Origin of the sequence: Hydrogenophaga sp. NH-16, assembly GCF_004006415.1 — a bacterium.
Taxonomy (GTDB): Bacteria; Pseudomonadota; Gammaproteobacteria; order Burkholderiales; family Burkholderiaceae_C; genus Hydrogenophaga; species Hydrogenophaga pseudoflava.
Genome location: NZ_CP029344.1, coordinates 4,073,948 through 4,100,719, shown reverse-complemented (window position 1 = coordinate 4,100,719; position 26,772 = coordinate 4,073,948). Strand labels below are relative to the sequence as shown.

Below are 26,772 nucleotides of genomic sequence, written 5' to 3'. Positions count from 1 at the left end.
GGGATGCATGTCGACGAAGCCCGTCTTTCACGCCGTGTCGACCGCCCTGCTCCTGGCCCTGCTCGCGGGTCAGGCGGCCGCCCAGACCTCACCACAGGTGGCACTGTCCGGCGTGTCTGGGCAGAAGGCCTTGCTCGTGGTCGACGGCGCTGCACCAAAGTTCCTGGTCGCCGGACAGACACACCAGGGAGTGAAGCTCCTGTCGGTGGATGGTGACTCGGCCACCGTGGACATCCAGGGCCAGCGACACGTGTTGCAGGTGGGCGCGGCGCCGGTGAGCGTCGGCAACGGGCGTTCGGACGGGGGAGGACAGCGCATCGTGCTGACCGCCGACCCCAGCGGCCACTTCCTGCCCGATGGCCAGATCAACGGCAAGTCGGTGAAGTTTCTGGTGGACACCGGCGCCACCACCGTCGCCCTCGGGGCGGCCGAAGCCCGGCGCATCAACCTGAAGTACGACCACGGGCGCCGCATCCAGATGAGCACCGCCAATGGCCTGTCCACTGGCTACCTGATCCGTCTGGCGTCGGTGCGGGTGGGCGATGTCGTGGCCTACGACGTGGACGCCGTGGTCTCGCCACAGCCCATGCCCTTCGTGCTGCTGGGCAACAGCTTCCTCAACCGCTTCCAGATGCAGAAGAACAACGACCAGCTGACGCTGGAGAAACGTTTCTAGACCTGCGCCGCGGTCACGACGATCTCGATCTTCCACACCGGGTCGGCCAGCGCGGCCTGCACCGTCGCCCGGGGCGGCGCGGTGCCCGGCACCACCCAGGCGTCCCAGACCTCGTTCATGGCCCCGATCTCGCGGATGTCGGTCAGGTAGATCTGCGTGCGCAGGATGCGCGACTTGTCGCTGCCCGCGTCCTTCAGCCGTTGTTCGACCTGGGCCAGCACGTCGGCGGTCTGGCTGCGGATGTCGGTGGCCTCGCATTCCGGCACCATGCCGGCGAGGTAGACCACGCCGTTGAACACGGCGGCTTCGCTGTAGCGCGCGGCCATGCCGTGGCGCTGAATCTCTCGGGTGGTGTCGTGGCTCATGACTTCTTCGCTCCCAGCTTGCTTTCCTTGCCTGCGAGCAGGCGGTTGATGTTTTCCGCATGCCGCCAGATCAGCAGCAGGGCCATGAGCGCCAGCGCCAGCACCTGGGTCGACGGTGCGGTCCAGGCCACGTGGTTGCCGAACAGGAAGAACGTGGGCGCGAAGATGGCCGTGACCATGGACGCCAGCGACGAATAGCGGAACGCGTAGGCCACGATCACCCAGGTCAGCAGCGAGGCCAGCCCCAGCCAGGGGTTGAAGCCGATGATCACGCCCGCCGCGGTGGCCACGCCCTTGCCGCCCTCGAATCGGAAAAACACCGGCCAGAGGTGACCCAGGAAGGCCGCCAGCCCGACCAGGGCCACCGAGCCATCGCCCAGGCCCCAGGCCTCGCCCCACCATTTCACGGCCACCACCGGCACCCAGCCCTTGAGCGCGTCCAGCAGCAGCGTGAGGATGGCCGCCTTCTTGCTGCCCGAGCGCAGCACGTTGGTGGCGCCCGGGTTCTTGCTGCCGTAGGTGCGGGGGTCCTGCAGCCCCATGAGGCGGCTGACGACCACGGCAAACGACAGCGATCCGATCAGGTAGGCCACGACGGTGGCGATGGCGGGGGTCAGGAATTCCACGTTCGACGTCCTTGTTGACGCCGCACGGCGGCGGCGCGGGCAACTATTCTGCCAGCGCGCACTGCACCGGCTTCGCGCCCAGCGGCCCCACGAGCACGGCGGAATCGATGCCGACCAGAAAGCCGCGGCGCCCGCCGTTGATCCAGATCTTCGGCAATTCGAGCACGGTCGACTCCACGTAGACCGGCATGTCGCGCTTCAGGCCGAACGGCGAGGTGCCGCCCACCAGATAGCCGCTGTGGCGGTTGGCCACCTCGGGCTTGCAGGGCTCGACCGACTTGGCGCCGATCTGCCGGGCGAGGTTCTTGGTGGAGACGGTGCGGTTGCCATGCATCAGGATGGCCAGCGGCTTCGCCGTCTCGTCCTGCATGATCAGCGTCTTGACCACCGCGAACGGGTCGAAGCCCAGCACCGCCGCGCTGTGCTGAGCACCACCGTGCTCCAGGTACTCGTAGGGGTGCTCGGTGAACACCACACCGTGCGCCTTGAGCCAGGCAGTGGCGGGTGTTTCACTGACGTGGGGCTTCTTCGCCATCACTGGGCCGGGTCGCGCAGCTCCCAGCGGATCGTGTCGATGGCCTTGAGCAGCTCGGGCGAGAGCGTGGTGTCCCACGCGTCCAGGCACTGCTCCAGTTGTGTCACCGAGGTCACGCCGATGATGGTGCTGGCCACCTTGGGGTGGTGGTAGCAGAAGGCCAGCGCCAGCTGGGCCGGCGTCAGGCCGTGTTCACGCGCCAGCGCGTTGTAGCGTTTCGCGGCGGCCAGCGCCTCGGGCCGGCCCCAGCGCTGCGCCTTCATGCTGTCGTACAGCGCCATGCGGCCATGCGTGCCCACCAGACCGGTCTCGTCGTACTTGCCGGTCAGCAGGCCGAAGCCCAGCGGCGAATAGGCCAGCAGCGACACGCCCAGTCGGTGGCAGGTTTCGTCCAGGCCGTTCTCGTAGGCGCGGTTGATCAGGCAGTACGGGTTCTGCACCGTGGCCACGCGCGGCAGGCCCAACTGGTCGGCGATGCGCACGAACTCGTGCACGCCGTAAGGCGACTCGTTGGACAGGCCGATGGCGCGCACCTTGCCGGCCTTGACCAGCTCGGCCATGGCTTCGAGCTGCACCTCGATGGACGGCATGGGCCGGTCCTTGGCCGGATCGAAGTAGATCGCGCCAAACGCTGGCACGTTGCGCGCTGGCCAGTGGATCTGGTAGAGGTCGATGACGTCCGTCTGCAGGCGCTTGAGGCTGCCTTCGCAGGCCTCGATGATTCCGGCCCTGCTGACTTCGCCGCGAATCCAGGGCATGCCGCGCGCCGGACCAGCGACCTTGGTCGCCAGCACCACCTTCTGCCGCACGCCGGGGTTCTTCGCAAACCAGTTCCCGATGATGGTTTCGGTGGCGCCGCAGGTCTCGGCCCTGGCCGGCACCGAATACATCTCGGCGGCGTCGATGAAGTTGACGCCGCGCGCCAGCGAGCGGTCGAGGATGGCGTGGGCGTCGGCCTCGTTCACCTGCTCGCCAAAGGTCATGGTGCCCAGGCAGATGGGGGTGACGGACAGGCCGCTCTGGCCGAGGGTGACGTGGTTCATGGGTGGTTCTGGAAAGGATGGACACGCGAGACAGCCGGCGAGTTTAGAAGCGAATCAAAGCCCACGCTGTCCTGCACGTTCCCGCGCCCGCTCCTCCTCCTGCAGGCGCAGCACGCGCCGCTGCACCTTGCCGGTGGTGGTCATGGGCAGGGCGTCGACGAATTCGATCTCCTTTGGGTACTCGTAGGGCGCGAGCTTGCCCTTGACGTGGGCCTGCAGGCTGGCGACCAGCGCCTCGTTGCCGGTGGTGCCCGGGGTCAGCACCACATAGGCCTTGACCACCGCGCCGCGTTCGGGGTCGGGCTTGGGCACCACCGCGGCGTTGGCCACCGCAGGGTGCTTGACCAGGCAGTTCTCGATCTCGCTGGGCCCGATGCGGTAGCCGGCGGCCTTGAACACGTCGTCGCTGCGGCCCTGGTACCAGAGGTAGCCGTCGGCGTCGCGCACCGCGAGGTCGCCGGTGCGGCACCAGCTGTCCGCCATGTCACCGGTGAACTTGGCCTTTGTGGCGGACTCGTTCTTCCAGTAGCCCAGGAAGAAGATCGGGTCCGGGTCGCCGTGGATGTCGAGCCGGTGCACCGCCACGTCGCCCGGCACGCCGACCGGGCACTCGTGGCCTTCCTCGTCGATCACCGCCACGCGGTGGCCCGGGTAGCCCTTGCCCATTGATCCCGGCTTCGCGGGGTAGAGCCGCGCGCAGTTGCCGACGATGTAGTTGATCTCGGTCTGACCGAACATCTCGTTGACGGTCACACCCAGCTGCTCGCGGCAGTAGGCGAACACCGCGTCGCCCACCGCCTCGCCCGCACTCATGATGGCTTCGAGCTTCAGCGTGAACTGTCCGCGCGGCGTCGGGAAGGCTTTCATCATGGCCTTGAGCGCGGTGGGGAACAGGAAGGTGTGGGTGACGCCGTGGCGCTGCATCAGCTCGAACGCGGTCTGTGGCGCGAAGCGGCCGTTGAAGCCAACGATGGGGCGGCCGAAATACAGCGTGGGCAGCAGCGCGTCCATCAGGCCACCGGTCCAGGCCCAGTCGGCCGGCGACCAGAACACCGCCTGCGAGGGCACCGACGCATCGAACGGGTCAAAACCGAACCAGTTCTGGCTGCAGACGAATCCGGTGAGGTTGCCGATCAGCGCTCGGTGCGGAATCAGCGCGCCCTTGGGGTTGCCGGTGGTGCCGCTGGTGTAGATCAGCACCGCCGCCTCGTCCGCCAGCGTGTTCACCAGATCGAAATGGGCCGGCTCCTGCGCCAGAACCGCCGACCAGTCGAGCACCCCGGGCGCACCGGCCTCCACCGCGATCACGCTGTGCAGCAGCGGGCAGTGCGCGGTCACCGACATCAGCGCCGGCAGGGTGCTCGCGTCGCAGATGGCCACCACCGCCTCGCTGTCGTGAAGGCGGAACTCCAGTGCCTCGGGCCCGAACAGCTGCGACAGCGGCATGCCGACCGCGCCCATCTGCAGCACCGCCATGTAGGCCACGGCGGTCTCGAAGCGTTGCGGCAGCACGATGGCCACGCGGTCGCCGCGCCGCACGCCCAGCGCCGCCAGCGCATTCGACAGCCGGTTGGCCTGCGCCTGCAGCTCGGCATAGCCGTGGTAACGGTCCTCACGGTCGGGCGAACAGGCGATGACCGCCGTCTGCGAGGCCGTGGCCGGGTCAGCCGCCCAGCGGCGCGAACAGACCTCGGCCATGTTGAAGTGCCTCGGCACCTTCCAGCCGAAACGCCGGTGCAAATCGGCGTAGCCATCGGCCTGCGGGCGGGGTTTGTGGGTGTCGCTGTGTTGACGCTGGCGCATCGCTTGTCTCCGTCTCGTTCCTTATGATGGATCGAATGTATCAAGCCCTGAACGCCTCCCGCAGCCGCTTCGTGCCCGTGCGCCACCTGTCCTACCACGTGCGCGAATGGGGCACACCGGTGGCCGGTGAACCGCCGCTGGTGCTGGTGCATGGCTGGATGGACGTCGCGGCCTCGTGGCAGTTCATGGTGGACGCGCTGCGCACACCGCGCTGGATCGTGGCGCCCGACTGGCGCGGCTACGGCCTCACGAAATCGGGCATCGGCGACGGACCTCCGGCCGACAACTTCTGGTTCCCCGACTACCTGGCCGATCTGGACTTCCTGCTCGACGCGATCGCGCCCGGCCAGGCGGTGGATCTGGTCGGTCACAGCATGGGCGGCAACGTCGCCATGATGTACGCGGGCGTGCGGCCCGAGCGCATCCGCCGCCTGATCAACCTCGAAGGCTTCGGCATGCCCGAAACGCGCCCGGCGCAGGCACCGAGCCGCTACGCGCAGTGGATCGACGAGCTCAAGGCACTGCACCGCGGCGAGATGGACCTCAAGTCCTACGACAGCGCCGAAGGCGTGGCGCGGCGGCTGATGAAGACCAACCCGCGCCTGACGCAAGACAAGGCGGACTGGCTGGCCCGCCAGTGGGCCGCGCCGGACGCCCAGGGCCGCTGGACCATCCTCGGCGACGCGGCGCACAAAGTGGTCAACGCCCACCTCTACCAGGTGCCCGAGGCGCTGGCCCTGTACGAGCGGATCAGCGCGCCGGTGCTCTCGGTGACGGCCAGCGACGACAGCCTGGGCCAGTGGTGGAAGGGCCGCTTCACGCTGGAGCAGTACCGCGAGCGCCTGCGCCATGTGCCCCGGCTCACCGAGGCGCACATCGACAACGCGGGCCACATGCTGCACCACGACCAGCCGGAAGAACTGGCACAGCTGATCGAAAACTTCCTGGCGTGAGAAAATCGCGGGTTTCGCGGGGCTGCCCCGCGCCACCGACAGCGAGAACACACCATGGAAGCCGAACGCACCAACGCCATCCGCAATCAACTGGCCGACCTCAGCGCACGCGTGGTCGAGCTCCGGAGGTATCTTTGACTACGATGCCAAGGCATTGAAGTTGTCGGAGGTCACCAGCGCGCTGGAAGACCCCACCGTCTGGGACAACCCCAAACGCGCCCAGGAGCTGGGCAAGGAAAAGAAATCGCTGGAAGACGTGGTGGTCGTGCTTGACCGCCTCTCCAGCGAGCTGGCCGACAACAGCGAACTGTTCGAGATGTCCGAGGCCGAGGGTGACGACACCGGGCTGGAGACCATCGAAGGCGAGGCGAAGAACGTGCAGGCCGAGGTCGAGAAGCTCGAGTTCCGCCGCATGTTCAACAACCCGGCCGACCCGCTGAACTGCTTTGTGGACATCCAGGCCGGCGCGGGCGGCACCGAAGCCTGCGACTGGGCCAGCATGCTGCTGCGCCAGTACCTCAAATACGCCGAACGCAAGGGCTTCAAGACCACGGTCGAGGACGAGACCCCGGGCGACACCGCCGGCATCAAGAGCGCCACCATCAAGGTCGAGGGCGAATACGCCTACGGCCTGCTGCGCACCGAGACCGGCGTGCACCGCCTGGTGCGCAAGAGCCCGTTCGACAGCTCGGGCGGCCGCCACACCTCGTTCGCCTCGCTGTTCGTCTACCCCGAGATCGACGACTCGATCCAGATCGATATCAACCCCGCCGACGTGCGGGTGGACACCTTCCGCGCCTCCGGCGCCGGCGGCCAGCACATCAACAAGACCGACTCGGCCGTGCGCCTGACGCACATTCCGACCGGCATCGTGGTGCAGTGCCAGGACGGCCGCAGCCAGCACAGCAACCGCGACGTCGCCTGGCAGCGCCTGCGCTCGCGCCTGTACGACCACGAGATGCGCAAGCGCCAGGAAGAGCAGCAGAAGCTGGAAGACACCAAGACCGACGTGGGCTGGGGCCACCAGATCCGCAGCTACGTGCTGGACAACAGCCGCATCAAGGACCTGCGCACCAACGTCGAAATCTCGGCCACGCAGAAGGTGCTCGACGGCGACCTGGACCCGTTCATCGAAGCCTCGCTCAAGCAGGGCGTGTGATGGTCGGCGCGCTGATCTTCGACATGGACGGCACGATGATCGATTCGATGCCGTGGCACCAGAAGAGCTGGGTCGCGTTCTGCGAACGCCGCGGCCTGGACATCGACGTGCCCGACCTGATGCGCCGCACCACCGGCCGCACCGGCATCGAATGCATGGTCGAGCTGTTCGGCGGCCTGCCGACCGAACAGGCGCAGGCCTATGTCGACGAGAAAGAAGGCATCTACCGCGAGCTGTTCGCCCCCGTGTTCGCCGAGATCGCCGGCTTCAAGGCCTTCCTCGGCCAGGCGCAGTCGCGCGGTCTGGCGGTGGGTGTGGGAACGGCCGGCGACCGCCACAACCAGGCCTTCGCCTACCGGCACCTGGCGCTGGGCCAAACCCTGCCCACCGTGGGCGGTGACGAAGGCCTGCCCGGCAAGCCCGAACCCGCGATCTTCCTGGAGGTGGCGCGCCGGCTCGGCGTGCAGCCCGAACACTGCATCGTCTTTGAAGATGCACCACTGGGCATCGAGGCCGCGCGCCGCGCCGGCATGCGCGCCGTGGGCATCTGCAGCTCGCACGCCGCCGACGAACTCGTCGGGCCCCATGTGCTGGCCCGTGTTCCCGACTACCAGACCCTGATCCACAACCGTTTTCTGGAGACCGTCCATGCAACTGCGTGAGGCCACCGGCCCTGCGATGGTGATCCGTCGCGAAGACTACACCCCGCCCCCGTTCTGGATCGACCGCATCGAGCTCAGCTTCGACCTCGACCCGGTCAAGACCCGTGTGCTCAACAAGATGGTCCTGCGCCGCAACACCGAGGTGCCGGCGCAACCCCTGCGCCTGGATGGCGAGGACCTGAACCTCGCCCGTGTGGTGCTCAATGGCGGCGGCTGCTCGTTCAAGATGGACGGCGACGCCCTGGTGCTGGGCAGCCTGCCCGAAGGGCCGGAGCCCTTTGAGCTGGAGATCTTCACCACCTGCTCGCCCGAGAAGAACACCCAGCTCTCGGGCCTGTACCTCAGCCAGGGCGACTTCTTCACCCAGTGCGAGGCCGAGGGCTTCCGCCGCATCACCTACTTCCTGGACCGTCCCGACGTGATGGCCAGCTACACCGTGACGCTGCGCGCCGACAAGGACAAATACCCCGTCCTGCTGTCCAACGGCAACCTGGTCGAGCAGGGTGAACTGCCCGACAACCGCCACTTCGCGAAGTGGGTCGACCCGCACCGCAAGCCGTCCTACCTGTTTGCGCTGGTGGCCGGCCGCCTGATCTCGCGCGAGCAGCGCATCGTCACCCGCGCCGGCAAGGAACATCTGCTGCAGGTCTACGTGCGCCCCGGCGACATGGACAAGACCGAGCACGCCATGAACTCGCTGATCTCCAGCGTGATCTGGGACGAGGCCCGCTTCGGCCTGCCGCTGGACCTGGAGCGCTTCATGATCGTCGCCACCAGCGACTTCAACATGGGCGCGATGGAGAACAAGGGCCTGAACATCTTCAACACGAAGTACGTCCTGGCCAACAGCGCCACCGCCACCGACACCGACTTCGCCAACATCGAATCGGTGGTCGGCCACGAGTACTTCCACAACTGGACCGGCAACCGCATCACCTGCCGCGACTGGTTCCAGCTCTCGCTCAAGGAAGGCCTGACCGTCTTCCGCGACCAGGAGTTCAGCATGGATCTGTGCGCCGAGCCTTCGGCGCGCGCGGTCAAGCGCATCGAGGACGTGCGCGTGCTGCGCACCATGCAGTTCCCCGAGGACGCCGGTCCGATGGCCCACCCGGTGCGGCCCGACCAGTACGTGGAGATCAACAACTTCTACACCGTCACGGTGTACGAAAAGGGTGCCGAGGTCGTGCGCATGATGCAGACCCTGGTGGGGCGCGACGGTTTCCGCAAGGGCATGGACCTGTACTTCCAGCGCCACGACGGCCAGGCCGTCACCTGCGACGACTTCGCCCAGGCGATTGCCGACGCCAACCCCGACAGCGAACTGGCGCGCCAGCTCGTGCCGTTCAAGCGCTGGTACAGCCAGTCGGGCACGCCGCGGCTGCAGGCCAGCGGCCACTACGACGCAGCCGAGCGCCGCTACACCCTCACGCTCAGCCAGAGCTGCCCGGCCACACCGGGCCAGAGCGAGAAACAGCCCTTCGTGATCCCGGTCGCGCTCGGCCTGATCGACGCCCAGGGCCAGGACCTGGCGCTGCGGCTGCAGGGCGAATCGCAGGCCACCGGCGGCACCCGCCTGCTGGTGCTCACCCAGGCCAGCGAAAGCTTCGTCTTCGAGGACATCGACGCCGAGCCGGTGCCGTCCCTGCTGCGCGGCTTCTCTGCGCCGGTGATCGTCGACAACGGTCTGACCGACGACCAGCTGCTGCACCTGCTGGCCCACGACAGCGACGCCTTCAACCGCTGGGAAGCCGGCCAGCAGCTGGCCTTGCGCCGCGCGGTGCAGGCGGTGCGCGCCGAGGGCCCGGTGAGTCCCGCCCCGCTGGACGAGGCCTTCGTCGACGCGATGCGCGCCGTGCTGCGCCACCCCACGCTGGACGCCGCGCTCAAGGAGCTCGTGCTGACCCTGCCGGCCGAAACCTACATCGCCGAGCAGCTGGACGTGGTCGATCCGCAGCGCATCCACGCGGTGCGCGAAACCATGCGCGAGCAGCTGGCCCAAGCGCTGCAGGCCGACTGGGCCTGGGCCTATGAACAGCACAAGGACAACGGCGCCTACCGGCCCGACCCGCTCAGCAGCGGCCGCCGCGCCCTGGCGGGCATGGCGCTGACCATGCTCTGCATCGCAGCGCGCGAGACCGGCGACACCGTCTGGCCCGGCAAGGCCTACCAGCGCTTCAAGGACGCGGGCAACATGACCGACCGCTTCAACGCGCTGTCGGCCCTGGTGGTCAGCGGCCAGCCGCTGGCGCAGGAGGCGCTGGCGCGCTTCCACGCGATGTTCAAGGACGAGGCCCTGGTGATCGACAAGTGGTTCGCGCTGCAGGCCGGCGCCCCCGACCGCGGCGGCAACGTGCTGCCCGCTGTGCGCCAGCTGATGAACCACCCCGACTTCAACCTGAAGAACCCCAACCGCGCGCGCAGCGTGATCTTCAGCTTCTGCAGTGCCAATCCGGCCGGCTTCCACCGCAGCGACGCGGCGGGTTACGTGTTCTGGAGCGAGCGCGTGCTCGAACTCGACGCCATCAACCCGCAGGTCGCCGCCCGCCTGGCGCGCGCGCTGGACCGCTGGAAGAAGCTGGCCGAACCCTACCGCAGCGCCGCCCGCGAGGCCATCGCCCGCGTGGCCGCCAAGTCCGACCTGAGCGCCGACGTGCGCGAAGTCGTCACCCGCGCCTTGGCCGAATAGAAAACTCTGGAGCTCCCATGAAACGCATTTCCCTCACCCGCTACCTCGTCGAGCAGCAGCGCGTCGACGGCCACATCCCCGGCGACCTGCGCCTGCTGCTGGAAGTGGTCGCGCGCGCCTGCAAGCGCATCAGCCAGGCCGTCAACAAGGGCGACCTCGGCGAGGTCATGGGCACGGCCGACACCGAGAACGTGCAGGGCGAGGTCCAGAAGAAGCTGGACATCATCGCCAACGAGGTGCTGATCGAGGCCAACGAATGGGGCGGCCACCTGGCGGCCATGGCCAGCGAGGAAATGGACAGCATCTACCTGGTGCCCAACCGCTACCCGCAGGGCGAGTACCTGCTGATGTTCGACCCGTTGGACGGCTCGTCCAACATCGATGTCAACGTCTCCATCGGCACCATCTTCAGCGTGATGAAGAAGCCCGAGGGCAGCCCGGGCGTCAGCGAGGCCGACTTCATGCAGCCGGGCAGCCAGCAGGTGGCCGCCGGTTACTGCGTCTACGGCCCGCAGACCACGCTGGTGCTGACCGTGGGCGACGGCGTGGTCATGTTCACGCTGGACCGCGAGCAGGGCTCGTTCGTGCTGACCAAGGAAAACGTGACGATCCCGGCCGACACCAAGGAGTTCGCGATCAACATGAGCAACATGCGCCACTGGGCGCCGCCGGTGAAGCGCTATGTGGACGAATGCCTGGCCGGCAAGGAGGGCCCGCGCGGCAAGGACTTCAACATGCGCTGGGTGGCCTCGATGGTGGCCGATGTGCACCGCATCCTCACCCGCGGCGGCGTCTTCATGTACCCCTGGGACAAGCGCGACCCGGACAAGCCGGGCAAGCTGCGCCTGCTGTACGAGGCCAACCCCATGGGCTGGCTCGTGGAACAGGCCGGTGGCGCCGCCACCAACGGCCACGGTCGCATCCTGGACATCACCCCGACCAAGCTGCACGAGCGCGTGAGCGTGATCCTGGGTTCCAAGAACGAGGTCGAGCGCATCACGGCCTACCACCTCGAGGCCGAAGCGGCCAAATGAGTTTTTGCTAGAATCTCGGGCTTCGCCGGTGTAGCTCAGTTGGTAGAGCAGCTCATTCGTAATGAGAAGGTCGGGGGTTCGACTCCTCTCTCCGGCACCAAGACCTAAAAGAGAACCCCGCTATCACATCGGTAGCGGGGTTTTTCTTTGGGTGTTGTTTGTAGGCTATCTGTAGGCAAGACAACCAAAAAAAAGCATGACTGAACTGCCCAGATTTCACATACTCACAAGCACGTAGAGGGGGCTAGACACCATCCGAAGAAAGGGAGAGCACTTGTCACAAGAGCAAAAGAGACAACCTTCGCTACCACGGATACGCCAAACGGGTCGCATTCTTACTCTTGCAGTGGCCGCGCTGACTTCAACAGTCGTCCAAGCGGGCAACTTCGCAAGCTGCATCCTTGAAAAGATGCCTGGGTCCAGCAACGCCGCCACCAACGCTGCAGTATTTCAGTCTTGCAGCGCTGAAAACCCATCTCTTTACCGTGGCGTCAAGATGGGGTCCGGTCGAGGGCTTTTTGGCTACAAGGATGGCAACGCGTGCATCATCAAGTTAGCTGCATCTACACAGTTTCAGCCGGCTGCGGCCTCAATAGCGGCAGCTTGTCGGTGCCTGTACAACAAGCCGCCGTTCGACGGCGCCACCTGCGCCGACGCATTTGGCCAACAGTGACTTCATTTGAGAGTCCCTTGGGCCAAGACCCTTTCAAATTCTGCAACTCTCGGGTCGGGTGCGGCCAACAGCACGGCCAGTTCGGCATCAGAGAATAGACGACGGTCCTCCTTGTTTTGAGTGGCTTCGAGCCGCGTCACGCGCCGTCCAAGTTGTGCCACGCGTAGGATCTACTTTCACAGTGGGGAGCACTTTGTTAGCGACCGGCCAAAACCAGTACAGCCACGTCCCTGACAGTTCCGCCCTTTCACAGTAACAGTAGGCGAGGTTTTTATGGCTGAAGAGTTGTTGGGCAATTGCGATTGCGGCTTCACTGGCTCGGCCATCCTAGGTGGAGTGCGAACCAACTACCTGACGGAGTTGCCTGTCCCGCACAGGTGTCTGGCCTGCAAGGCGTTTGTGACAGTCAATGTGTGGGGCGAATTGGTCTGTCCGGAATGCTCGTCCACACAAGTGGAAAGCTATGCCACCGCGACCAAACAGCTACCCAATGACTGGCTGACACGCTTGCAATATGGCAAGCTCAAGGACTCCGAGCTTTTCGAAAAAGGCTTTCATCGAAACAGTCGCGTGCTTGCCGAAGATGGCACTGTCACCATTCTCGATAGATGGCATACCTGTCCCCGATGCGAGAAGCGGACATTCCGGCTTTCGCTGGGAGATCACTACGATTGAGTCATCAAAAACTGAAGTCGTAATGCTCCTACCTACGACATGCGACCAATTCGGACGGCCTACTGCTTAGTCTTACGAAGCCGATCCTCTATGGAGCCAAGCTGTCTTTTCCACCCACTCAATGCAGCATTCGTGCTGTTTGTGTGCTCCAGCACTAAACGCAGGTAGGTCTTCAAGTGCATTCCTTTCGGGCGTTCGCTGGGCATGTTCAAGATGCCGCGGACCCAACCCAAGCGGTCCCGAATTTTGTTCGCACGTCGTGCGGCCCGATCACTCGCTGATTCCCGTTGACTGCAGTAGGCCAAGCCAAGGCAGTGCTGAAGTCTCCTCGAATTCCTGAGCCAGTCAGAAGTAGAGGTTGGGGAACAGTTTGACACGGTACTCGACCGGTGGGACTTGCGCTCGATCAGCGCGATGTAGTGCATCCAGTCGTAGAGCGTCTGGTCCCGCTCGAAGCTGCGCTGCAGGCGCAACCGGCAGCTGGCCTCGTTTGCCTACTCCATTTCGCACGACCTGCGCACGCCCCTGCGGCACATGATGGGCTACGGCGAGCTGATGCTCGGACTGGACAGCGTCGGCCAGGACCCCGAAGCCCGAAGCTGTGTCGAGGCCGTGCTGCAGGCGGGGTCGAAGATGGCGGTCATGATGGAGGCGCTGCTCGACTACTCGAGCAACCGCCAGGCCGAGCCCCGTTGCCAGTGGGTCGACCTGCCGGTGCTGCTCGCGGACATCGCCGCCCAGCTGGTGGGCGGCGCCGACCGGCCGCCGCGGCTGGAGTGGCCTGACGAGGCGAGGGTGTGGGCCGATCCGGCGCTCATCCGCATCGTGTTCCAGAACCTGCTGGGCAACGCGATCAAGTACAGCAGCAAGCACCCCAGCCCGCGGGTTTCGGTCACCTGCAGCGCGGGCATCGACATGGACGAGATCGCGGTCGAGGACAACGGCATCGGGTTCGACATGAAGCACGCCGACCGTCTGTTCGGCGTGTTCCAGCGGCTGCATGCCGAGAGCGACTACCCCGGGCACGGCATTGGTCTGGCGAACGCCCTGGGCATCGTCCGGCGGCACGGCGGGCAGATCGGCTTCCACGCCCGCCCCAACGAGGGTGCGCGGTTCGTGGTGTCGCTGCCCAGACCGCCGCAGACCCGGGGCTGAGCCGCCTGTGCCGACCCGGGTGACAGAGGGGTTTCGGCACAATCGCGCCATGGACACCGCCCAACCCCTGCTGCCGATCAACGACCCCCTGCGCGAGATGCTGCACAACGAGGTGCACGCCCGCCCGCCGGCGCGCATCCGGCTGCCGGCGCTGGTGGTGTTCATCGCCGTGACCAACGACGGCGTGAGCCGTGAGCAGGAGCTGGCGCACCTGCGCCGCCTGCCGGGCCAGCAGGACCTGCAGGCCGAGCAGCTCAGTGGCAGCTTTCTGCGCCTGCGGCTGCCGGGCTACACGCTCAAGTGGGAACGCCACACCGAATTCACCCGCTATTCGCTGGTGCAGCCGCTGCCCGAAGGCGCGCAGCTGGGCGCCCGCGACCCTGAGCTGCTCTCGCACATCGTGCTGCCGGCCGACTGGCTGGCCGGCATCCCTGGGCGCACGATCGCCGCCATCAAGCTGGTGATGCTGCACGGCGACCTGGCGGACCCGCACGAGGCCCTGGCGCAGGGCCGCACCTGGCTGGGCGAGCACACGGTGGTGGCCTCGCTCATGGGCAACCAGTCCCACTCCATGGTGATCACCGACCTGATGCTGCGCGAGTCGGGCTACGAACGCATCCTGGTGGTGGCGCCGCCCGACACCACCGAAACCCGGGCCGGCCGCATCTCGCAGCGCCTGCTGGAGATCGAGACCTACCGCCTGCTGGCGCTGCGCGGCCTGCCGGTGGCCAAGCAGCTCGGCCCGTTTCTCTCGCGCTGCGAGGCGCAGTTGGCCGACATCACCGCCCACCTGGAGAGCAAGAGCGCCACCGACCAGAGCCTGCTCGACACCCTGGTGTCGCTGGCCGCGGGTGTGGAGCGCGCCATCGCGGAGCACGCCTACCGCTTCTCGGCCACGCGGGCCTACGACGGCCTGGTGGCGCAGCGCATCGCCGAACTGCGCGAGCAGCCGGTGCCGGGCACCCAGACGATTGGCGAGTTCATGCAGCGCCGGCTGTCACCGGCCATGGCCACGGTGCAGGCCACCGCGCAGCGCCTGGCCTCGCTGTCCGAGCGCATCACCCGCACCAGCGCCCTGCTGCGCACGCGGGTGGACATCGCCACCGAGGTGCAGAACCAGCAGCTGCTGGCCAAGCTGACCCGGGGCCAGGAACTGCAGCTGCGCCTGCAGAGCACGGTGGAAGGTCTGTCGATCGCGGCCATCTCGTACTACGTGATCAGCCTGATCCTCTACCTGGGCAAGGCGGGCAAGGAAATGGGCCTGCCGGTCAAGCCGGAGCTGCTGGCCGGCGCGGCGATTCCGGTGGTGCTGTGGTCGGTCTGGTGGACGACGAAGAAGATCCACGAGAAGTTGCACGCGGATCATTGAGGCCACTGTGGTCTGAGCCAACGACCGCTCGCCGGTTCTAGCCTGGCGCCCATCGTCGCATCTATCTGCAGTGGGCAACCGCGCTCTGCGTGGGCACGCCTTTGGTGGTCAATTTCGCGCCCGGGCAACGTGCAAAGCCACGGGCAAGCTGGCGTTGGAATGGGGGGATGGCCGCTGGAAGAACGGCTTGCTCAGCCACGGCTCTGCCTTCGAATGCGCGGGGCGGGTATTAGGAGAAAGCCGGCACCCACCAAACTGGAGATGCGGCGTTACCAGCTTCTGGCCGACAACCGTCTGGACCTTGGCCGTCGCGGCGCCGTGTGAGGTCGATGGGAAAATGCTTCCAAAGGGGGCGCACCGCAATTCTCTGATGCGTCAGCCCAGCCGTCTTTCCCTCTTGCGGTCAGCATGAATCCAAAATCACAAACGATTGGATACCTTTCCTTAAAGATCCTGTTGATGTCGTGCCTGGTGGTGTCGTTGTCGTTCGCCTGGCAGGGACACAAGGGGTTCAGCCTTTGGGATGAAGGGTTTCTTTGGTACGGCGTCCAGCGGGTGTCGCTGGGCGAAGTACCCATCCGTGACTTCATGGCCTACGATCCTGGTCGCTACTACTGGTCAGCGGCTTTTCTGGCTGTGACGGGCGACAACGGCATCATGGGCGTGCGGGCGGCTGTTGCCGTGTTTCAGGTGCTGGGGCTGTTCACCGGCATGTGGCTGGTGGTGCGGTCCGGGAACCGTGAACGCAAGGACCGGCTGTTTTTTTGGGCGGTGTCGGCCGTCATCCTTGTGCTCTGGATGTTTCCGAGACACAAGCTGTTTGACATCTCGTTGTCGATCATGCTGATGGGAGTCCTGACCGGTCTCGTTGGGCGTCCCACGCTCCAGAACCACTTGATCGCTGGTGTTTGTCTCGGTGTGGTCGCCGTTTTCGGGCGCAACCATGGCGTGTACGGTGCCGTCGCAGGCCTGGGGGTCATCGTCTGGTTGTCCTTGAACAGAAGCATGGAGACGCCCTTCTTGAAGAGGCTCGCGCTGTGGGTGGTTGGGATCCTGATCGGTTATCTCCCGATTGTTTTCATGGCACTCCTGGTCCCGGACTTCGCCGGTGCCTTCTGGAGCAGCGTGCGTCTTCTATTTGAGCAAAAGGCCACGAATTTGCCATTGCCTGTGCCTTGGCCGTGGACAGTGACGTTCTCCACGGTCTCCGCTGGCGAGGCGGTTCGTGGCGTGCTGACCGGACTGTTCTTTATGGGCGTGCTGGCGCTTGGTGGAATGTCCGTGGTGTGGGTGGTGTACCGCCAACTGAAAGGCCTACAGGTCGCTCCGGCGCTGGTGGCGTCCGCATTCCTGGCGCTACCCTACGCGCACTATGCTTTTTCGCGCGCCGATCCCGGGCATCTCGCACAAGGCATCTTCCCGCTGCTGATCGGAAGCTTGGTGATGTTGTCAACGGCGCGGGCCTGGGTCCAATGGCCCATTGCCCTCACCCTTTGCGCCGCCAGCTGGGGCGTGGCGCATCCGTCTCATCCAGGTTGGCAATGTCTCGAACCCGCGGCGTGTGTCGACATCGACATTGCCGGGGACACACTCCAGATCGATCCCGGTACGGCGAATGAAGTGGCCATGCTTCGTCAACTGTCCGAGCAATTTGCCCCCGATGGACAGCCATTTCTTGTGGTCCCGTTCTGGCCAGGTGCGTATGCGTTGCTAGAGCGTCCTTCTCCGATGTGGGAAATCTATGCGCTCTTTCCCCGTTCTGCGGACTTCGAAAAAAAGGAAATAGAACGCATCCGGAAATCGAATCCGAGATTTGCGGTAGTGGTGGATACTCCCCTGGATGGTCGTCAGGATTTGCGATTCCAGAAGACGCACCCATTGATCTATGAATATATTTTGAGCAATTTTGAATCGATGCCGCGTGTTGGCAATCCAATTTGTCAAGTATACAGAGCGAAAGGTGCGGGAAAATGAAAAAGGTTGCCATCCTTCAGTCCAACTACATTCCGTGGAAGGGCTACTTTGACATGATTGCCGCCGTGGATGAATTCATCCTCTACGACGACATGCAGTACACGCGACGCGACTGGCGCAACCGAAACCAGATCAAGACCCCGCAAGGCGTTCAATGGCTGACGGTTCCCGTGCTGGTGAAGGGAAAATACCATCAAAAAATCCGCGACACGGAGATAGACGGTGTTGACTGGGCGGCGGCGCATTGGAAGGCGCTGGAGCAGAACTATCGTCGTGCGCCCCATTTTTCGGACATTGCTGAATGGCTGAAACCCATCTATTTCGAGGAGACCTTCACCCATCTGTCGCGAATGAATCACCGTTTCATCGAAGCCGTCTGCCGCTATCTGGGAATCAGGACGGCGATCACACATTCGTGGGATTACACGATGGTCGATGGAAAAACCGAACGCCTTGCGGATCTCTGCATGCAGGCCGGTGCGACCGAGTACATTTCGGGCCCTGCGGCCAAAGACTATGTGGACGAAACGATCTTTTCGAATCTGGGGATCCGGCTCACATGGTTCGACTACGCAGGCTATCCCGAGTACCCACAATTGTGGGGCGATTTTTCACATGGCGTCACTGTCCTGGACCTGTTGTTCAATTGCGGCAAGGACGCACCTCGTTATATGAGGTATGTCGCATGAAGCTTTCGATTGTTGCCACCCTGTATCAGTCCGCTGCGTACGTCGATGAGTTCTATCGGAGAGCCAGTGCGGCGGCGCGGCATCTGGTGGGGGAAGACCATGAAATCGTTTTCGTCAACGATGGCTCACCCGACACGAGTTTGGAGCAGGTGATTCGGCTGGCCGAAAGCGACGCCCATGTTGTTGTGGTCGACCTGTCACGCAATTTCGGCCACCACAAAGCCATGATGACGGGTTTGGCCCATGCGAAAGGTGCACGCGTCTTTCTGATCGACAGCGACCTCGAAGAAGAGCCCGAGTGGCTGCTGAACTTCGACGCGCAGATGAGCCGGGAGGGCTGCGATGTGGTGTACGGCGTCCAGGAGTCCCGAAAGGGAGACTGGTTCGAGCGCTGGAGTGGCCGCTGGTTCTATCGCTTTTTCAAGGCGCTGACGGGTTTGGCATTGCCAGAAAACATCGTCACCGCCCGGTTGATGACCCGCCGGTATGTGGATGCGCTTTTGCGTCACGAAGAACGTGAGGTGTTCATGGCGGGGCTGTGGCATACCACCGGGTTTGACCAGCGTCCTCACCCCATCAAAAAACACAAATCCAGCGAAACCACGTACACCTTCCGTCGAAAAATGGCCTTGCTGGTCAATTCGGTGACCTCATTCAGCAATGCCCCATTGGTGGGCATATTTTACATCGGGGTTTCAATTTCGTTGTTTGCTTTGATGTACATCGCTTACCTTGTCATGCATTGGCTTGTCCTTGCAAGGCCATTGAGCGGGTGGACCTCGGTGATGGCCTCCATCTGGCTCCTTGGGGGTATGGTGATATCCTTTATCGGGGTGGTGGGCATTTACCTGTCGAAAATATTCTCGGAAACCAAGCAGCGGCCGTACACCATCGTAAGGAAGATTTATGCCAAGCAACCAGACTGAGCTGCTCGATGAGGTGGCCAGTTACTATTCCGACAAACTTGCGGAATATGGCGATACCCCCCGAGGGGTGGACTGGAATGGTGAAGAAAGCCAGTTCGTCCGGTTTGAGCAGCTGTGCAAGATCATTGCACCTGATGCATCCGGCTTTTCTCTGAACGATCTGGGCTGTGGTTATGGTGCGCTGTTTGACTTTCTCTCGAAACGGTACCCCGCGTGTTCATACCTCGGGGTGGATGTCTCGGCGCAGATGACACAGGCCGCAGAGGCCCGGCATCCATCACCCGGCCGCGCCCGATTCATCACGGCGGCAGCACCCGATGTGATCGGTGATTATGGTGTGGCCAGCGGAATTTTCAATGTGCGTCTGAAGCGGACGGATGCTGAGTGGTTTGACTATCTTCAATCCACCCTGGATGTTCTGGACCGAACCAGCCGTATGGGGTTCGCCTTCAATTGTCTGACTTCCTATTCCGATGAGAACAAGAAGCGCGATTATCTGTATTACGCCGATCCGTGTCGAATTTTTGATTTATGCAAGCGCCGCTATTCTCGTCAGGTGGCCCTGCTTCACGACTACGGGTTGTATGAGTTTTCGATCCTGGTGAGGAAAGTACAATGAAAAAGCCCTTGGTGATATTCGGTGCGGGCGATATTGCCCAGCTGGCGCATTACTATTTTCATTCCGACACGGAGCATGAGGTCGCTGCATTCACCGTGGATGCGAGCCACATTCAGGCGAATGAGTTCTGTGGCTTGCCTGTGGTGGCCTTTGAAGAGGTGGCGGACCTGTATCCCCCTGATCGATACGATTTTTTCGTGGCACTGAGTTATTCGAAACTCAATGCTGTCCGGAAAGCCAAATTTCTGGCTGCAAAAGAAAAGGGCTACCAGCTTGTCAGCTACATCAGCTCTCGCGCAACGGTGCTCAACAACGGGCTCATCGGAGACAACTGTTTCATTCTGGAAGACAACACGATCCAACCGTTTGTCAGCATCGGCCACAACGTCACTCTATGGAGCGGCAACCACATTGGGCACCACTCGGTCATTCATGACCACACTTTCATGGCGTCCCATGTCGTCGTGTCCGGAGGGGTGGACATCGGCGAGCAATGTTTTGTCGGGGTGAACGCGACGCTGCGCGATCACATCAAGGTCGGGGACCGGTGTGTGGTGGGGGCTGGCGCTCTGTTGCTGGCGGACGCAGCGGCCGAGGGTGTCTATATCGGGGCTGCCACGGAGCGCTCAAAGGTGTCCAGCAGCCGGCTGAGGGGCATATGAGCACCGGCTGGAGAAAACTGGGTCGGCTGTACGTGCCTGCCGACAGCGGCAGACACCCCAAGCTGGCCACCCACGCCGCGAACCCCTTGCCTGTGCACCTGCAGGGGGACGTCTATCGGGTGTTTTACAGCGGGCGCGACGAGGCCAACCGCTCGTCCGTGGGCGCGGTCGATATCGACATCGTTCGACGCGAAGTGGTCACGGATCACCATCGTCCCTTCTTTGAGCATGGGCCGGCCGGGAGTTTTTTCGCTGACGGCGTCAGCATCGGCAATTGCTACGAAGCGGGCGGTGTCCGGTACATGCTGTTCATGGGGTGGCAGGCACCCGCCGGCGGTCATTGGCGCGGGGACATCGGTCGTCTGATTGTGGACCCCGACCTCACGCTCCGGCTGGATGGCGCCGAGCCCTTCATGGGCGGCGACGCTGTCGATCCGATCAGTTTGTCGTATCCCTGGGTGCTTCGCGGCGCAGCGGGCGGCTTCGATATGTGGTACGGCTCCACGCGCACGTGGGACGCGGGCAACGGGGAGATGCTGCACATCCTTCGGCATGCCCGTTCCGACGACGGTCATCGGTGGACGCGGACAGGTGAGGGGGTGCCCTACGCGCTCGGGCATGCGCAGGCTTTTTCACGGCCGACCGTGGTGCGGAACGGGCGCGGAGATCTTGACATGTGGTTTTCCTATCGCAGCGGTTCTGGCGAAAGCTACCGAATCGGGTACGCCAGAAGTGATGACGGTATTCATTGGACGCTCGATGTCCAGCGTGCAGGCATCTCCGTTTCGGATAGTGGCTGGGATGCTGAGATGATTGAATACCCCTATGTTTTTGACCACAAAGATCAACGGTACATGCTCTACAACGGCAATGGTTATGGCCGAACGGGTTTTGGATTGGCGGTTCTGAATGCCTGATGTGCGCCAACAGACGGAGCGAAGCGCTGTCTTTCGGCAGATGTTCCGTTATGCAATGGTTGGCCTGTTCACCAATCTGCTCGGCTATTTGATCTACCTTCTTTTGACGTATCTTTGGGACGCGCCCAAGTTGACCATGACCGCGCTCTATTCCATCGGGGCCGTGACTGGCTTCTTCGCCAATCGGCGTTTGACTTTTCACCACCAAGGCCAGATAGGCGCGGCGGGGCTGCGCTACCTGCTTGCGCAACTGTCGGGCTATCTCCTGAATCTGTTGTTGCTGGTGCTGTTTGTTGACTGGTTGGGCTTTCCCCACCAGATCGTCCAGGCGGTGGCCATTGTGGTTGTGGCGCTGGTGCTGTTTGCCTTGTCTCGCTATTTCGTGTTTTCGCCCCCTGCAGCCGACCAGGGAGTCATTCGGTCATGAAAGCCTGCCGTCGATGTGATCATGTTTTTTCGTCGGACGGCTGGACGTGCCCTGCGTGCGGGTACGGGCCCGCAAGGCTGGATGGTATTGACGCCCATGCTGCTGAAGTGGCCCACGAGGGTGGGGGATTCAAGCCCGAGTACTTTGCTGAACTGGCCCGCTCGGAGGCCGCGAATTTCTGGTTCAAGGCGCGCAACGCATTGATTCTGTGGGCGCTGCGTCGCTACAGCCCCGATGCCCAACATTTTCTCGAGGTTGGCTGCGGCACGGGTTTTGTACTGTCAGGGATTGCCGGGGCGCTTCCCGGGATGGCCCTGAGCGGCAGCGAGATTTTTCTAGCCGGCTTGTCTCACGCGGCCCAGCGGGTGCCCTCTGCGCGGTTCATGCAGATGGACGCGCGCCATGTTCCGTTCGTGGAGGAGTTTGACGCGGTGGGGGCCTTTGATGTGCTTGAGCACATTGCGGAGGATGAGGCGGTTCTGGCTCAGCTCCACAAGGCATTGAAGCCGGGCGGGGTCTTGCTGCTCTCCGTGCCCCAGCACCCCTGGCTGTGGAGCGCGTCCGATGAGTACGCCTGCCATGTGCGCAGATACACCCGTCTCGACATTGAAACCAAGGTTCGGGCAGCGGGCTTTTCGCTCCTGAGGAGCACCTCCTTCGTCACCTCGCTGCTGCCCGCCATGGTGCTGTCGCGAGCGCTACAGAAGCGCCGACCATCGACGTTTGATCCCGCCGCTGAGCTGAATGTCCATGTGGTCCTCAACCAGATTTTCTACGCCGCCATGAAGATCGAGTTGGCGGGCATCCGGTGGGGCCTGAATTATCCAGTGGGGGGGTCCAGACTGATCGTTGCTGAAAAGCGATAGGTCGGCCCCTTGCATGCGCTTGATGGATTCCTACAAGAACGCGTTGATTGGCTACGTGGCGGTCATTGCGATTCTGTTTTCGGGGTTCTGGTCTTTTGTTGTGGCGCCGCACCGACAGGGCCTGGAGATGGGTGGAGGCCACTCCCGCGTCTGTCCTTCTGCCTCTCGAAAACAGGAAATTCAGTGATTATTCGAACGCCTACATTCCTGAAATCACCGAGCACTTGACGGCCGCCCGATCGGGATGGCTGGCTTTGTGGACGAAAAACACCGAGCTCGGACGGCCCATCTACCAGATCTCGGGCTTTGGTTCGGCCTACCCTCCTTCCTGGATCATCGGCAAACTGGTCGATCAACCGTGGCGGTTCTTGACCACGGTATCGCTGAGTTTCTGTTTCATGGCCGGGTTGTTTGTCCTGTTGTTTGCGAGGGAGAGGGGGCTGGCCCCTGTCGCAGGACTGGTGGCTGGCACAAGCCTGGCCACCTCTCCGCTTCTCATGTACTGGCTGACGTTTCCCATGTTCCCGGCGGTGTGGTGCTGGTCGGCCGGGGCGCTGTGGGCGGTCACCCGTTTGGCCAGACGCCCGGACCTCGTGGGCTGGGGCGCGCTGGCCTTCAGCGGCTACAGCCTGTTGATGACGGCTTACCCTCAACCCGTGGTCTTTCATGCCTATCTGCTGGGGGGGTACGGCGTTTACCTGGTGCACCGGCAGGTCCGCAACGGTCGGGGGGCGGTGCTGACGTTTGTGGCGTTGGCCAGCTCTGCCTTGTTGGTCGGGGCTGCGTTGACTTTTCCCGTGTATCGGGATCTGGCCCTTCTGGCCTCTGAATCGGCGCGGGTCGCTCCCGATCCGGCATTCTTCACTGTCGTTTTGCCCACGCTCAACGACCTCGCCGAACTGATGCGTCTGGTGGTGTTGGGCACCGTCCCTGAGATATTCGGTCACCCGGTGACACCGTCGTTTCCCTTGGCCTACGCTGGACTCAGCGTGACCCTGGTGGTGGTCTTCTTTGGTGCCGTAGCGCTTCTGACAAGACTCAGGACCACCTGGGGCTGGTGGCTGGCCATTGTGATTCTGTGCCTGCTGGCGTTCGTTCACCCGCTCTACGCGTTCGGCGTACAGCACCTGGGGTTCCATCTGTCGCGCAGCACTCCGCTGGGGAGCATCCTGCTGCCATTGACCGTGATCACCGCGTACGGGGTGGACGCGATGGTCAAACGGCCCCCTCATGAGCCCCGCTCGCGCGCCGCCCTGGTGGCGGGTGCCCTGACACTGGCCGTGATCTCGTTTGGTGTGGCCTATGCTGCTGCGCAGCAGCTCTCCATCCGTTGGGGTGTGGTGACCGGCATGCTGGCTGTTGCTGCCTTGCTGGTCTCGCTGTACCTTAGATTTCGTCCCATCTTGGTGATGTTGGCCTTGGCCTCCGTCATCGCCATGACCTCCTATCCATTGATGCTGAAGCAAGACGCGGCACAGATCGTCACGTCCTCCCCGCTGGTAGACAAGGTTCGAGACCACCTGCCGCCCGGTTCGCGCTATGCGGTCGTGGAGCCTGGGGTGTCGGTGCTGCCTCCCAACCTGAATGCCTCAGTGGGGCTGGCGTCGGTGCACAGTTACAACAGCCTGTCACCCACCCGCTATCACGCCCTCATCCGGGCACTGGGTGGTCAGGTTCAAACCTATGGGCGCTCAAACACAGCCATCGCACCCGATTACAGCGCCGCCATGTTCTGGATGAGCAATATCGGCCTGATCCTGTCGCCCCGCCAACTGGTGCATGACAATCTCGCGCCGCTGGGTGAGTCCTCTGGCGTCCGTCTCTACCAGGTCGTTTCTCGCATGGGTGAGGCCTTGCAGGTGTTTCCTCCGCGGCTGGATGGGGAGGCGAACGCGTGGCGCATCCCCGATCCGCGAAGCCTGCCGCGCCATGCACCCAACAAGCTGCTGGATCGGGGCGACGTTCTTGAGTTCGAAGTCACGCCGTCGGTACCCTCCGTTCTGCTGTTGAGTCAGAAATTCCATCGCGACTGGCATGCACGCGTGTACAACCGCGGAGGGTGGCGTTCGGCTCAAACGGCGGAAATCAACGGCATATTCCAGGGAGTGATATTGCCCTCGGAGACGTTTCGCGTGCGGCTGGATTTCAAGCCTTTTGCACGCCATGCGTGGCTGGCGCACGCATTCTGGTTTTATTGCTCCTGCTGGCGGGCTTCAGGTTCTGGCAGGCATATCGACAACAAGCTGTGGAAAGCGCATGAAAAAGGTGAACCCCACCATCCCATTCAATTGGCCTCACATGACAGGCAAAGAGCTCTATTACATTGCCGAGGCCCATTTCAATGGCAGTCTGGCCGGTGATGGGCCGTTCACCAAGCGCTGTCATGGCTGGCTGGAGCAGCGGACCGGATGTCATAAGGGGTTGCTCACCCATTCATGCACCGCGGCGCTGGAAATGGCGGCCTTGTTGCTGGATATTCAGCCTGGCGACGAGGTCATCATGCCGTCCTACACCTTCGTCTCCACGGCCAATGCGTTTGTGTTGCGTGGCGGTGTCCCGGTGTTTGTCGATATCCGGGAAGACACGCTGAATCTGGACGAGACGCAGGTGGAATCGGCCATCACGCCGCGCACACGGGCGATTGTTCCGGTGCATTACGCAGGGGTGGCTTGCGAAATGGACGCCATCCTGGATGTGGCCAGGCGCCACGATGTGAGGATCGTCGAGGACGCCGCCCAGGGCGTCATGTCCACCTACAAGGGCCGCGCGTTGGGCAGCATCGGCGATCTGGGAGCCTTCAGCTTTCATGAAACGAAAAACGTGATCTCCGGCGAGGGGGGGGCTTTGCTGGTCAATGATCCAGCTTTGGCATTGCGTGCAGAGGTCGTACGCGAGAAGGGGACCGATCGCAGCCGCTTTTTCCGGGGAGAAGTGGACAAATACACTTGGCAGGAAGTGGGTTCATCGTTCCTTCCCGGAGAGTTGATTGCGGCCTTTCTGTGGGCGCAGCTCGAAGAGGCGGATCGCATCACCCAACAGCGGCTGGCAAGTTGGCAGCGCTACCACGATCTTCTTGCGCCACTCGAAGCCAGGGGTGTTTTGCGGCGCCCCATCGTGCCCGCCGAATGTCGCCACAACGCCCACATGTACTACGTGCTGCTGGCGCCGGATGTGGACCGGCAGGCCGTACTTCAGCAGTTCAAGCAAAACGGCATTTCCTCCGTGTTTCACTATGTTCCGCTGCACGCATCGCCAGCCGGCCGGCACTACGGGCGCGTGCATGGCGTTCTGGACGTCACCGAACGGCAATCCGAGCGGCTGGTTCGTTTGCCGCTGTGGGTTGGTTTGCCTGAGGCGCAACAAGACCGGGTGGTGGCGGTCCTGCAGGGCGTGGCCGATGGATTGGCCCGGGATCGTTCGAGCTAAGAACAGGTCCGTTGCTCTACCAGAGTCCACACCCGGTCACGGTCAAACTGGCGGTTCGAGGAGGGCGGCGGTTCAGCTGCACCCGTTGTGCAGCTTCCATTGCGCCTCATGACCAATCGCCTTGGCGAAAGCCGGCACCTGGCATCGTTCGGCGTCGGCCTCCGCGCTGACCCCCGGGGTGGGCTTGAGTCCCATCTCCTCCAGCGTGGCCATGTCGTCGAACCCCTGCAGCGGGCCGGTGCGGTCGACCCAGCCCTTGGCCGCCACGAGCACGGCGGCGAAGGCCAGCAGCACGGCCGCCTGCGGCAGCGGCAGGCCCCAGCCCTTCTTCTGCGCCGGCAGCTCGCACACCCCGCCCGGGCACAGCTGGGCCTGCTCCTTGTGGAACAGGTTGTAGAGCTTGCAGCCCAGGCAGATGCCGAAGGCGGTCTCGAAGAACATCAGCAGCAGGCAGCTGCCGCAGATGAGCATGTTCAGCGGCCCCATGTAGCGGTTGAACACCATCAGGTACAGCATGGCCAGGCCCAGCAGCAGGCCCAGGCCCCAGGCGAAGCGCTTCTGCGGCGCGCCCACCCATTCCGGTGCCTGGTGGCGCACGATCCAGCCGCCGGCGATCATGCTCGGTGCCCAGCGCGGGTTGAGCATGCGCAGTGTCATGTCGACCAGGAACACGATGATGAACAGGCGCGTGTACTGGAAGTTGCCCAGCAGGAAGGAGTGCATGAACGACACCACGGCCGGGAAGAACAGCAGGCCGGCGGCGGCGCGGACCATGCGCTCGTTGACGACGCGGACCGGGTAGCCCTCGACCTGCTCACCGAAGGCGAACAGGCTGTTTTCAAGTTTTTTCAT

26 protein-coding genes and 1 tRNA gene are annotated in these 26,772 nt (G+C 63.5%); 21 read left to right on the top strand and 6 right to left on the bottom strand.

Features of this window, described 5'->3' with window-relative positions; all coding sequences use genetic code 11:
• Positions 1-7 precede the first annotated feature (7 nt).
• Positions 8-676, top strand: coding sequence for a retropepsin-like aspartic protease (locus DD542_RS19765; protein WP_066149932.1), 669 nt, complete (start codon positions 8-10; stop codon positions 674-676).
• Here the strand turns inward: DD542_RS19765 and DD542_RS19760 are convergent.
• The 5 genes from DD542_RS19760 to DD542_RS19740 are packed head-to-tail and all read right to left on the bottom strand — an operon-like array spanning position 673 to position 5,048.
• The gene (locus DD542_RS19760; RefSeq protein WP_127806803.1) at positions 673-1,041 is read right to left on the bottom strand and encodes a RidA family protein; all 369 of its coding nucleotides are present in this window, start codon (positions 1,039-1,041) and stop codon (positions 673-675) included. The two genes, DD542_RS19765 and DD542_RS19760, sit on opposite strands and share 4 nt — an antisense overlap.
• Positions 1,038-1,667: a glycerol-3-phosphate 1-O-acyltransferase PlsY gene (gene plsY, locus DD542_RS19755; protein WP_066149927.1), complete on the bottom strand. Its 630-nt coding sequence runs from the start codon at positions 1,665-1,667 to the stop codon at positions 1,038-1,040. Before plsY ends, DD542_RS19760 begins: the two co-directional genes overlap by 4 nt.
• Positions 1,668-1,710: 43 nt before the next feature.
• Positions 1,711-2,202, bottom strand: a complete 492-nt coding sequence (locus tag DD542_RS19750) for an aminoacyl-tRNA deacylase (RefSeq protein WP_127806802.1) — start codon at positions 2,200-2,202, stop codon at positions 1,711-1,713.
• Positions 2,202-3,245 carry an aldo/keto reductase gene (locus DD542_RS19745; protein WP_127806801.1) on the bottom strand — a complete coding sequence of 348 codons (1,044 nt, stop codon included), beginning with the start codon at positions 3,243-3,245 and terminating at the stop codon, positions 2,202-2,204. Before DD542_RS19745 ends, DD542_RS19750 begins: the two co-directional genes overlap by 1 nt.
• Positions 3,246-3,299: 54 nt before the next feature.
• On the bottom strand, positions 3,300-5,048 hold the full coding sequence (locus DD542_RS19740) for an AMP-binding protein (RefSeq protein ID WP_127806800.1): 1,749 nt from the start codon (positions 5,046-5,048) through the stop codon (positions 3,300-3,302).
• A gap of 35 nt (positions 5,049-5,083) precedes the next feature.
• Between DD542_RS19740 and DD542_RS19735 the strand changes: the two genes are divergently transcribed.
• The 20 genes from DD542_RS19735 (at position 5,084) to rffA (ending at position 25,920) form a co-directional block, all read left to right on the top strand.
• A complete protein-coding gene (locus tag DD542_RS19735) occupies positions 5,084-6,001 on the top strand; it encodes an alpha/beta hydrolase (protein ID WP_127806799.1) in 918 nt (305 codons plus the stop codon).
• A 54-nt stretch (positions 6,002-6,055) separates the two neighbouring features.
• A protein-coding gene (gene prfB / locus DD542_RS19730; protein ID WP_127806798.1) for a peptide chain release factor 2 occupies positions 6,056-7,160 on the top strand; the annotation gives its coding sequence in 2 pieces (ribosomal slippage) (positions 6,056-6,136 and positions 6,138-7,160; 1,104 coding nt in all).
• Positions 7,160-7,822 carry an HAD family phosphatase gene (locus tag DD542_RS19725; protein ID WP_127806797.1) on the top strand — a complete coding sequence of 221 codons (663 nt, stop codon included), beginning with the start codon at positions 7,160-7,162 and terminating at the stop codon, positions 7,820-7,822. Before prfB ends, DD542_RS19725 begins: the two co-directional genes overlap by 1 nt.
• Positions 7,809-10,508 (top strand): aminopeptidase N, encoded by a 2,700-nt coding sequence (pepN, locus tag DD542_RS19720; RefSeq protein ID WP_127806796.1) that lies wholly within the window; start codon positions 7,809-7,811, stop codon positions 10,506-10,508. Before DD542_RS19725 ends, pepN begins: the two co-directional genes overlap by 14 nt.
• A gap of 17 nt (positions 10,509-10,525) precedes the next feature.
• Complete coding sequence (locus DD542_RS19715) at positions 10,526-11,542, top strand: class 1 fructose-bisphosphatase (protein ID WP_079366973.1); 1,017 nt, start codon at positions 10,526-10,528, stop codon at positions 11,540-11,542.
• A gap of 24 nt (positions 11,543-11,566) precedes the next feature.
• Positions 11,567-11,642, top strand: a tRNA-Thr gene (locus DD542_RS19710).
• Between the two features lie 246 nt (positions 11,643-11,888).
• Positions 11,889-12,215: a hypothetical protein gene (locus DD542_RS19705; RefSeq protein WP_127806795.1), complete on the top strand. Its 327-nt coding sequence runs from the start codon at positions 11,889-11,891 to the stop codon at positions 12,213-12,215.
• Positions 12,216-12,488: 273 nt separating this feature from the next.
• Positions 12,489-12,890, top strand: a complete 402-nt coding sequence (locus DD542_RS19700) for a hypothetical protein (RefSeq protein ID WP_127806794.1) — start codon at positions 12,489-12,491, stop codon at positions 12,888-12,890.
• A 456-nt stretch (positions 12,891-13,346) separates the two neighbouring features.
• Positions 13,347-14,045 (top strand): HAMP domain-containing sensor histidine kinase, encoded by a 699-nt coding sequence (locus DD542_RS19690; protein WP_347232079.1) that lies wholly within the window; start codon positions 13,347-13,349, stop codon positions 14,043-14,045.
• Positions 14,046-14,094: 49 nt separating this feature from the next.
• Positions 14,095-15,414 carry a DUF3422 domain-containing protein gene (locus DD542_RS19685; protein WP_127806791.1) on the top strand — a complete coding sequence of 440 codons (1,320 nt, stop codon included), beginning with the start codon at positions 14,095-14,097 and terminating at the stop codon, positions 15,412-15,414.
• A 408-nt stretch (positions 15,415-15,822) separates the two neighbouring features.
• Complete coding sequence (locus DD542_RS19680) at positions 15,823-17,388, top strand: hypothetical protein (RefSeq protein ID WP_127806790.1); 1,566 nt, start codon at positions 15,823-15,825, stop codon at positions 17,386-17,388.
• A complete protein-coding gene (locus DD542_RS19675) occupies positions 17,385-18,077 on the top strand; it encodes a WbqC family protein (protein WP_127806789.1) in 693 nt (230 codons plus the stop codon). Before DD542_RS19680 ends, DD542_RS19675 begins: the two co-directional genes overlap by 4 nt.
• Complete coding sequence (locus tag DD542_RS19670) at positions 18,074-19,003, top strand: glycosyltransferase family 2 protein (protein WP_127806788.1); 930 nt, start codon at positions 18,074-18,076, stop codon at positions 19,001-19,003. Before DD542_RS19675 ends, DD542_RS19670 begins: the two co-directional genes overlap by 4 nt.
• Complete coding sequence (locus DD542_RS19665; protein ID WP_127806787.1) at positions 18,984-19,622, top strand: class I SAM-dependent methyltransferase; 639 nt, start codon at positions 18,984-18,986, stop codon at positions 19,620-19,622. The genes DD542_RS19670 and DD542_RS19665 overlap by 20 nt, the downstream gene beginning before the upstream one ends.
• A complete protein-coding gene (locus DD542_RS19660) occupies positions 19,619-20,284 on the top strand; it encodes an acetyltransferase (RefSeq protein WP_127806786.1) in 666 nt (221 codons plus the stop codon). The genes DD542_RS19665 and DD542_RS19660 overlap by 4 nt, the downstream gene beginning before the upstream one ends.
• Positions 20,281-21,201 carry a hypothetical protein gene (locus tag DD542_RS19655; RefSeq protein ID WP_127806785.1) on the top strand — a complete coding sequence of 307 codons (921 nt, stop codon included), beginning with the start codon at positions 20,281-20,283 and terminating at the stop codon, positions 21,199-21,201. Before DD542_RS19660 ends, DD542_RS19655 begins: the two co-directional genes overlap by 4 nt.
• Positions 21,194-21,628 carry a GtrA family protein gene (locus tag DD542_RS19650; RefSeq protein WP_127806784.1) on the top strand — a complete coding sequence of 145 codons (435 nt, stop codon included), beginning with the start codon at positions 21,194-21,196 and terminating at the stop codon, positions 21,626-21,628. Before DD542_RS19655 ends, DD542_RS19650 begins: the two co-directional genes overlap by 8 nt.
• The gene (locus DD542_RS19645; protein ID WP_127806783.1) at positions 21,625-22,494 is read left to right on the top strand and encodes a class I SAM-dependent methyltransferase; all 870 of its coding nucleotides are present in this window, start codon (positions 21,625-21,627) and stop codon (positions 22,492-22,494) included. The genes DD542_RS19650 and DD542_RS19645 overlap by 4 nt, the downstream gene beginning before the upstream one ends.
• Positions 22,495-22,625: 131 nt before the next feature.
• Complete coding sequence (locus tag DD542_RS19640) at positions 22,626-24,854, top strand: hypothetical protein (RefSeq protein ID WP_127806782.1); 2,229 nt, start codon at positions 22,626-22,628, stop codon at positions 24,852-24,854.
• Complete coding sequence (rffA, locus tag DD542_RS19635) at positions 24,793-25,920, top strand: dTDP-4-amino-4,6-dideoxygalactose transaminase (protein ID WP_241559606.1); 1,128 nt, start codon at positions 24,793-24,795, stop codon at positions 25,918-25,920. Before DD542_RS19640 ends, rffA begins: the two co-directional genes overlap by 62 nt.
• A gap of 72 nt (positions 25,921-25,992) precedes the next feature.
• Here the strand turns inward: rffA and DD542_RS19630 are convergent, their stop codons facing one another.
• Positions 25,993-26,772 (bottom strand): DUF4395 domain-containing protein, encoded by a 780-nt coding sequence (locus DD542_RS19630; RefSeq protein ID WP_127806780.1) that lies wholly within the window; start codon positions 26,770-26,772, stop codon positions 25,993-25,995.

What these genes read in the sequence shown, in the direction of transcription:
- DD542_RS19765 (WP_066149932.1), top strand. Translation starts at nt 8, where the DNA reads ATGTCGACGAAGCCCGTCTTTCACGCCGTGTCGACCGCCCTGCTCCTG.
- DD542_RS19760 (WP_127806803.1), bottom strand. Translation starts at nt 1,041, where the DNA reads ATGAGCCACGACACCACCCGAGAGATTCAGCGCCACGGCATGGCCGCG.
- DD542_RS19750 (WP_127806802.1), bottom strand. Translation starts at nt 2,202, where the DNA reads ATGGCGAAGAAGCCCCACGTCAGTGAAACACCCGCCACTGCCTGGCTC.
- DD542_RS19745 (WP_127806801.1), bottom strand. Translation starts at nt 3,245, where the DNA reads ATGAACCACGTCACCCTCGGCCAGAGCGGCCTGTCCGTCACCCCCATC.
- DD542_RS19740 (WP_127806800.1), bottom strand. Translation starts at nt 5,048, where the DNA reads ATGCGCCAGCGTCAACACAGCGACACCCACAAACCCCGCCCGCAGGCC.
- DD542_RS19735 (WP_127806799.1), top strand. Translation starts at nt 5,084, where the DNA reads ATGTATCAAGCCCTGAACGCCTCCCGCAGCCGCTTCGTGCCCGTGCGC.
- DD542_RS19725 (WP_127806797.1), top strand. Translation starts at nt 7,160, where the DNA reads ATGGTCGGCGCGCTGATCTTCGACATGGACGGCACGATGATCGATTCG.
- pepN (WP_127806796.1), top strand. Translation starts at nt 7,809, where the DNA reads ATGCAACTGCGTGAGGCCACCGGCCCTGCGATGGTGATCCGTCGCGAA.
- DD542_RS19715 (WP_079366973.1), top strand. Translation starts at nt 10,526, where the DNA reads ATGAAACGCATTTCCCTCACCCGCTACCTCGTCGAGCAGCAGCGCGTC.
- DD542_RS19700 (WP_127806794.1), top strand. Translation starts at nt 12,489, where the DNA reads ATGGCTGAAGAGTTGTTGGGCAATTGCGATTGCGGCTTCACTGGCTCG.
- DD542_RS19685 (WP_127806791.1), top strand. Translation starts at nt 14,095, where the DNA reads ATGGACACCGCCCAACCCCTGCTGCCGATCAACGACCCCCTGCGCGAG.
- DD542_RS19680 (WP_127806790.1), top strand. Translation starts at nt 15,823, where the DNA reads ATGAATCCAAAATCACAAACGATTGGATACCTTTCCTTAAAGATCCTG.
- DD542_RS19675 (WP_127806789.1), top strand. Translation starts at nt 17,385, where the DNA reads ATGAAAAAGGTTGCCATCCTTCAGTCCAACTACATTCCGTGGAAGGGC.
- DD542_RS19670 (WP_127806788.1), top strand. Translation starts at nt 18,074, where the DNA reads ATGAAGCTTTCGATTGTTGCCACCCTGTATCAGTCCGCTGCGTACGTC.
- DD542_RS19665 (WP_127806787.1), top strand. Translation starts at nt 18,984, where the DNA reads ATGCCAAGCAACCAGACTGAGCTGCTCGATGAGGTGGCCAGTTACTAT.
- DD542_RS19660 (WP_127806786.1), top strand. Translation starts at nt 19,619, where the DNA reads ATGAAAAAGCCCTTGGTGATATTCGGTGCGGGCGATATTGCCCAGCTG.
- DD542_RS19655 (WP_127806785.1), top strand. Translation starts at nt 20,281, where the DNA reads ATGAGCACCGGCTGGAGAAAACTGGGTCGGCTGTACGTGCCTGCCGAC.
- DD542_RS19650 (WP_127806784.1), top strand. Translation starts at nt 21,194, where the DNA reads ATGCCTGATGTGCGCCAACAGACGGAGCGAAGCGCTGTCTTTCGGCAG.
- DD542_RS19645 (WP_127806783.1), top strand. Translation starts at nt 21,625, where the DNA reads ATGAAAGCCTGCCGTCGATGTGATCATGTTTTTTCGTCGGACGGCTGG.
- rffA (WP_241559606.1), top strand. Translation starts at nt 24,793, where the DNA reads ATGACAGGCAAAGAGCTCTATTACATTGCCGAGGCCCATTTCAATGGC.
- DD542_RS19630 (WP_127806780.1), bottom strand. Translation starts at nt 26,772, where the DNA reads ATGAAAAAACTTGAAAACAGCCTGTTCGCCTTCGGTGAGCAGGTCGAG.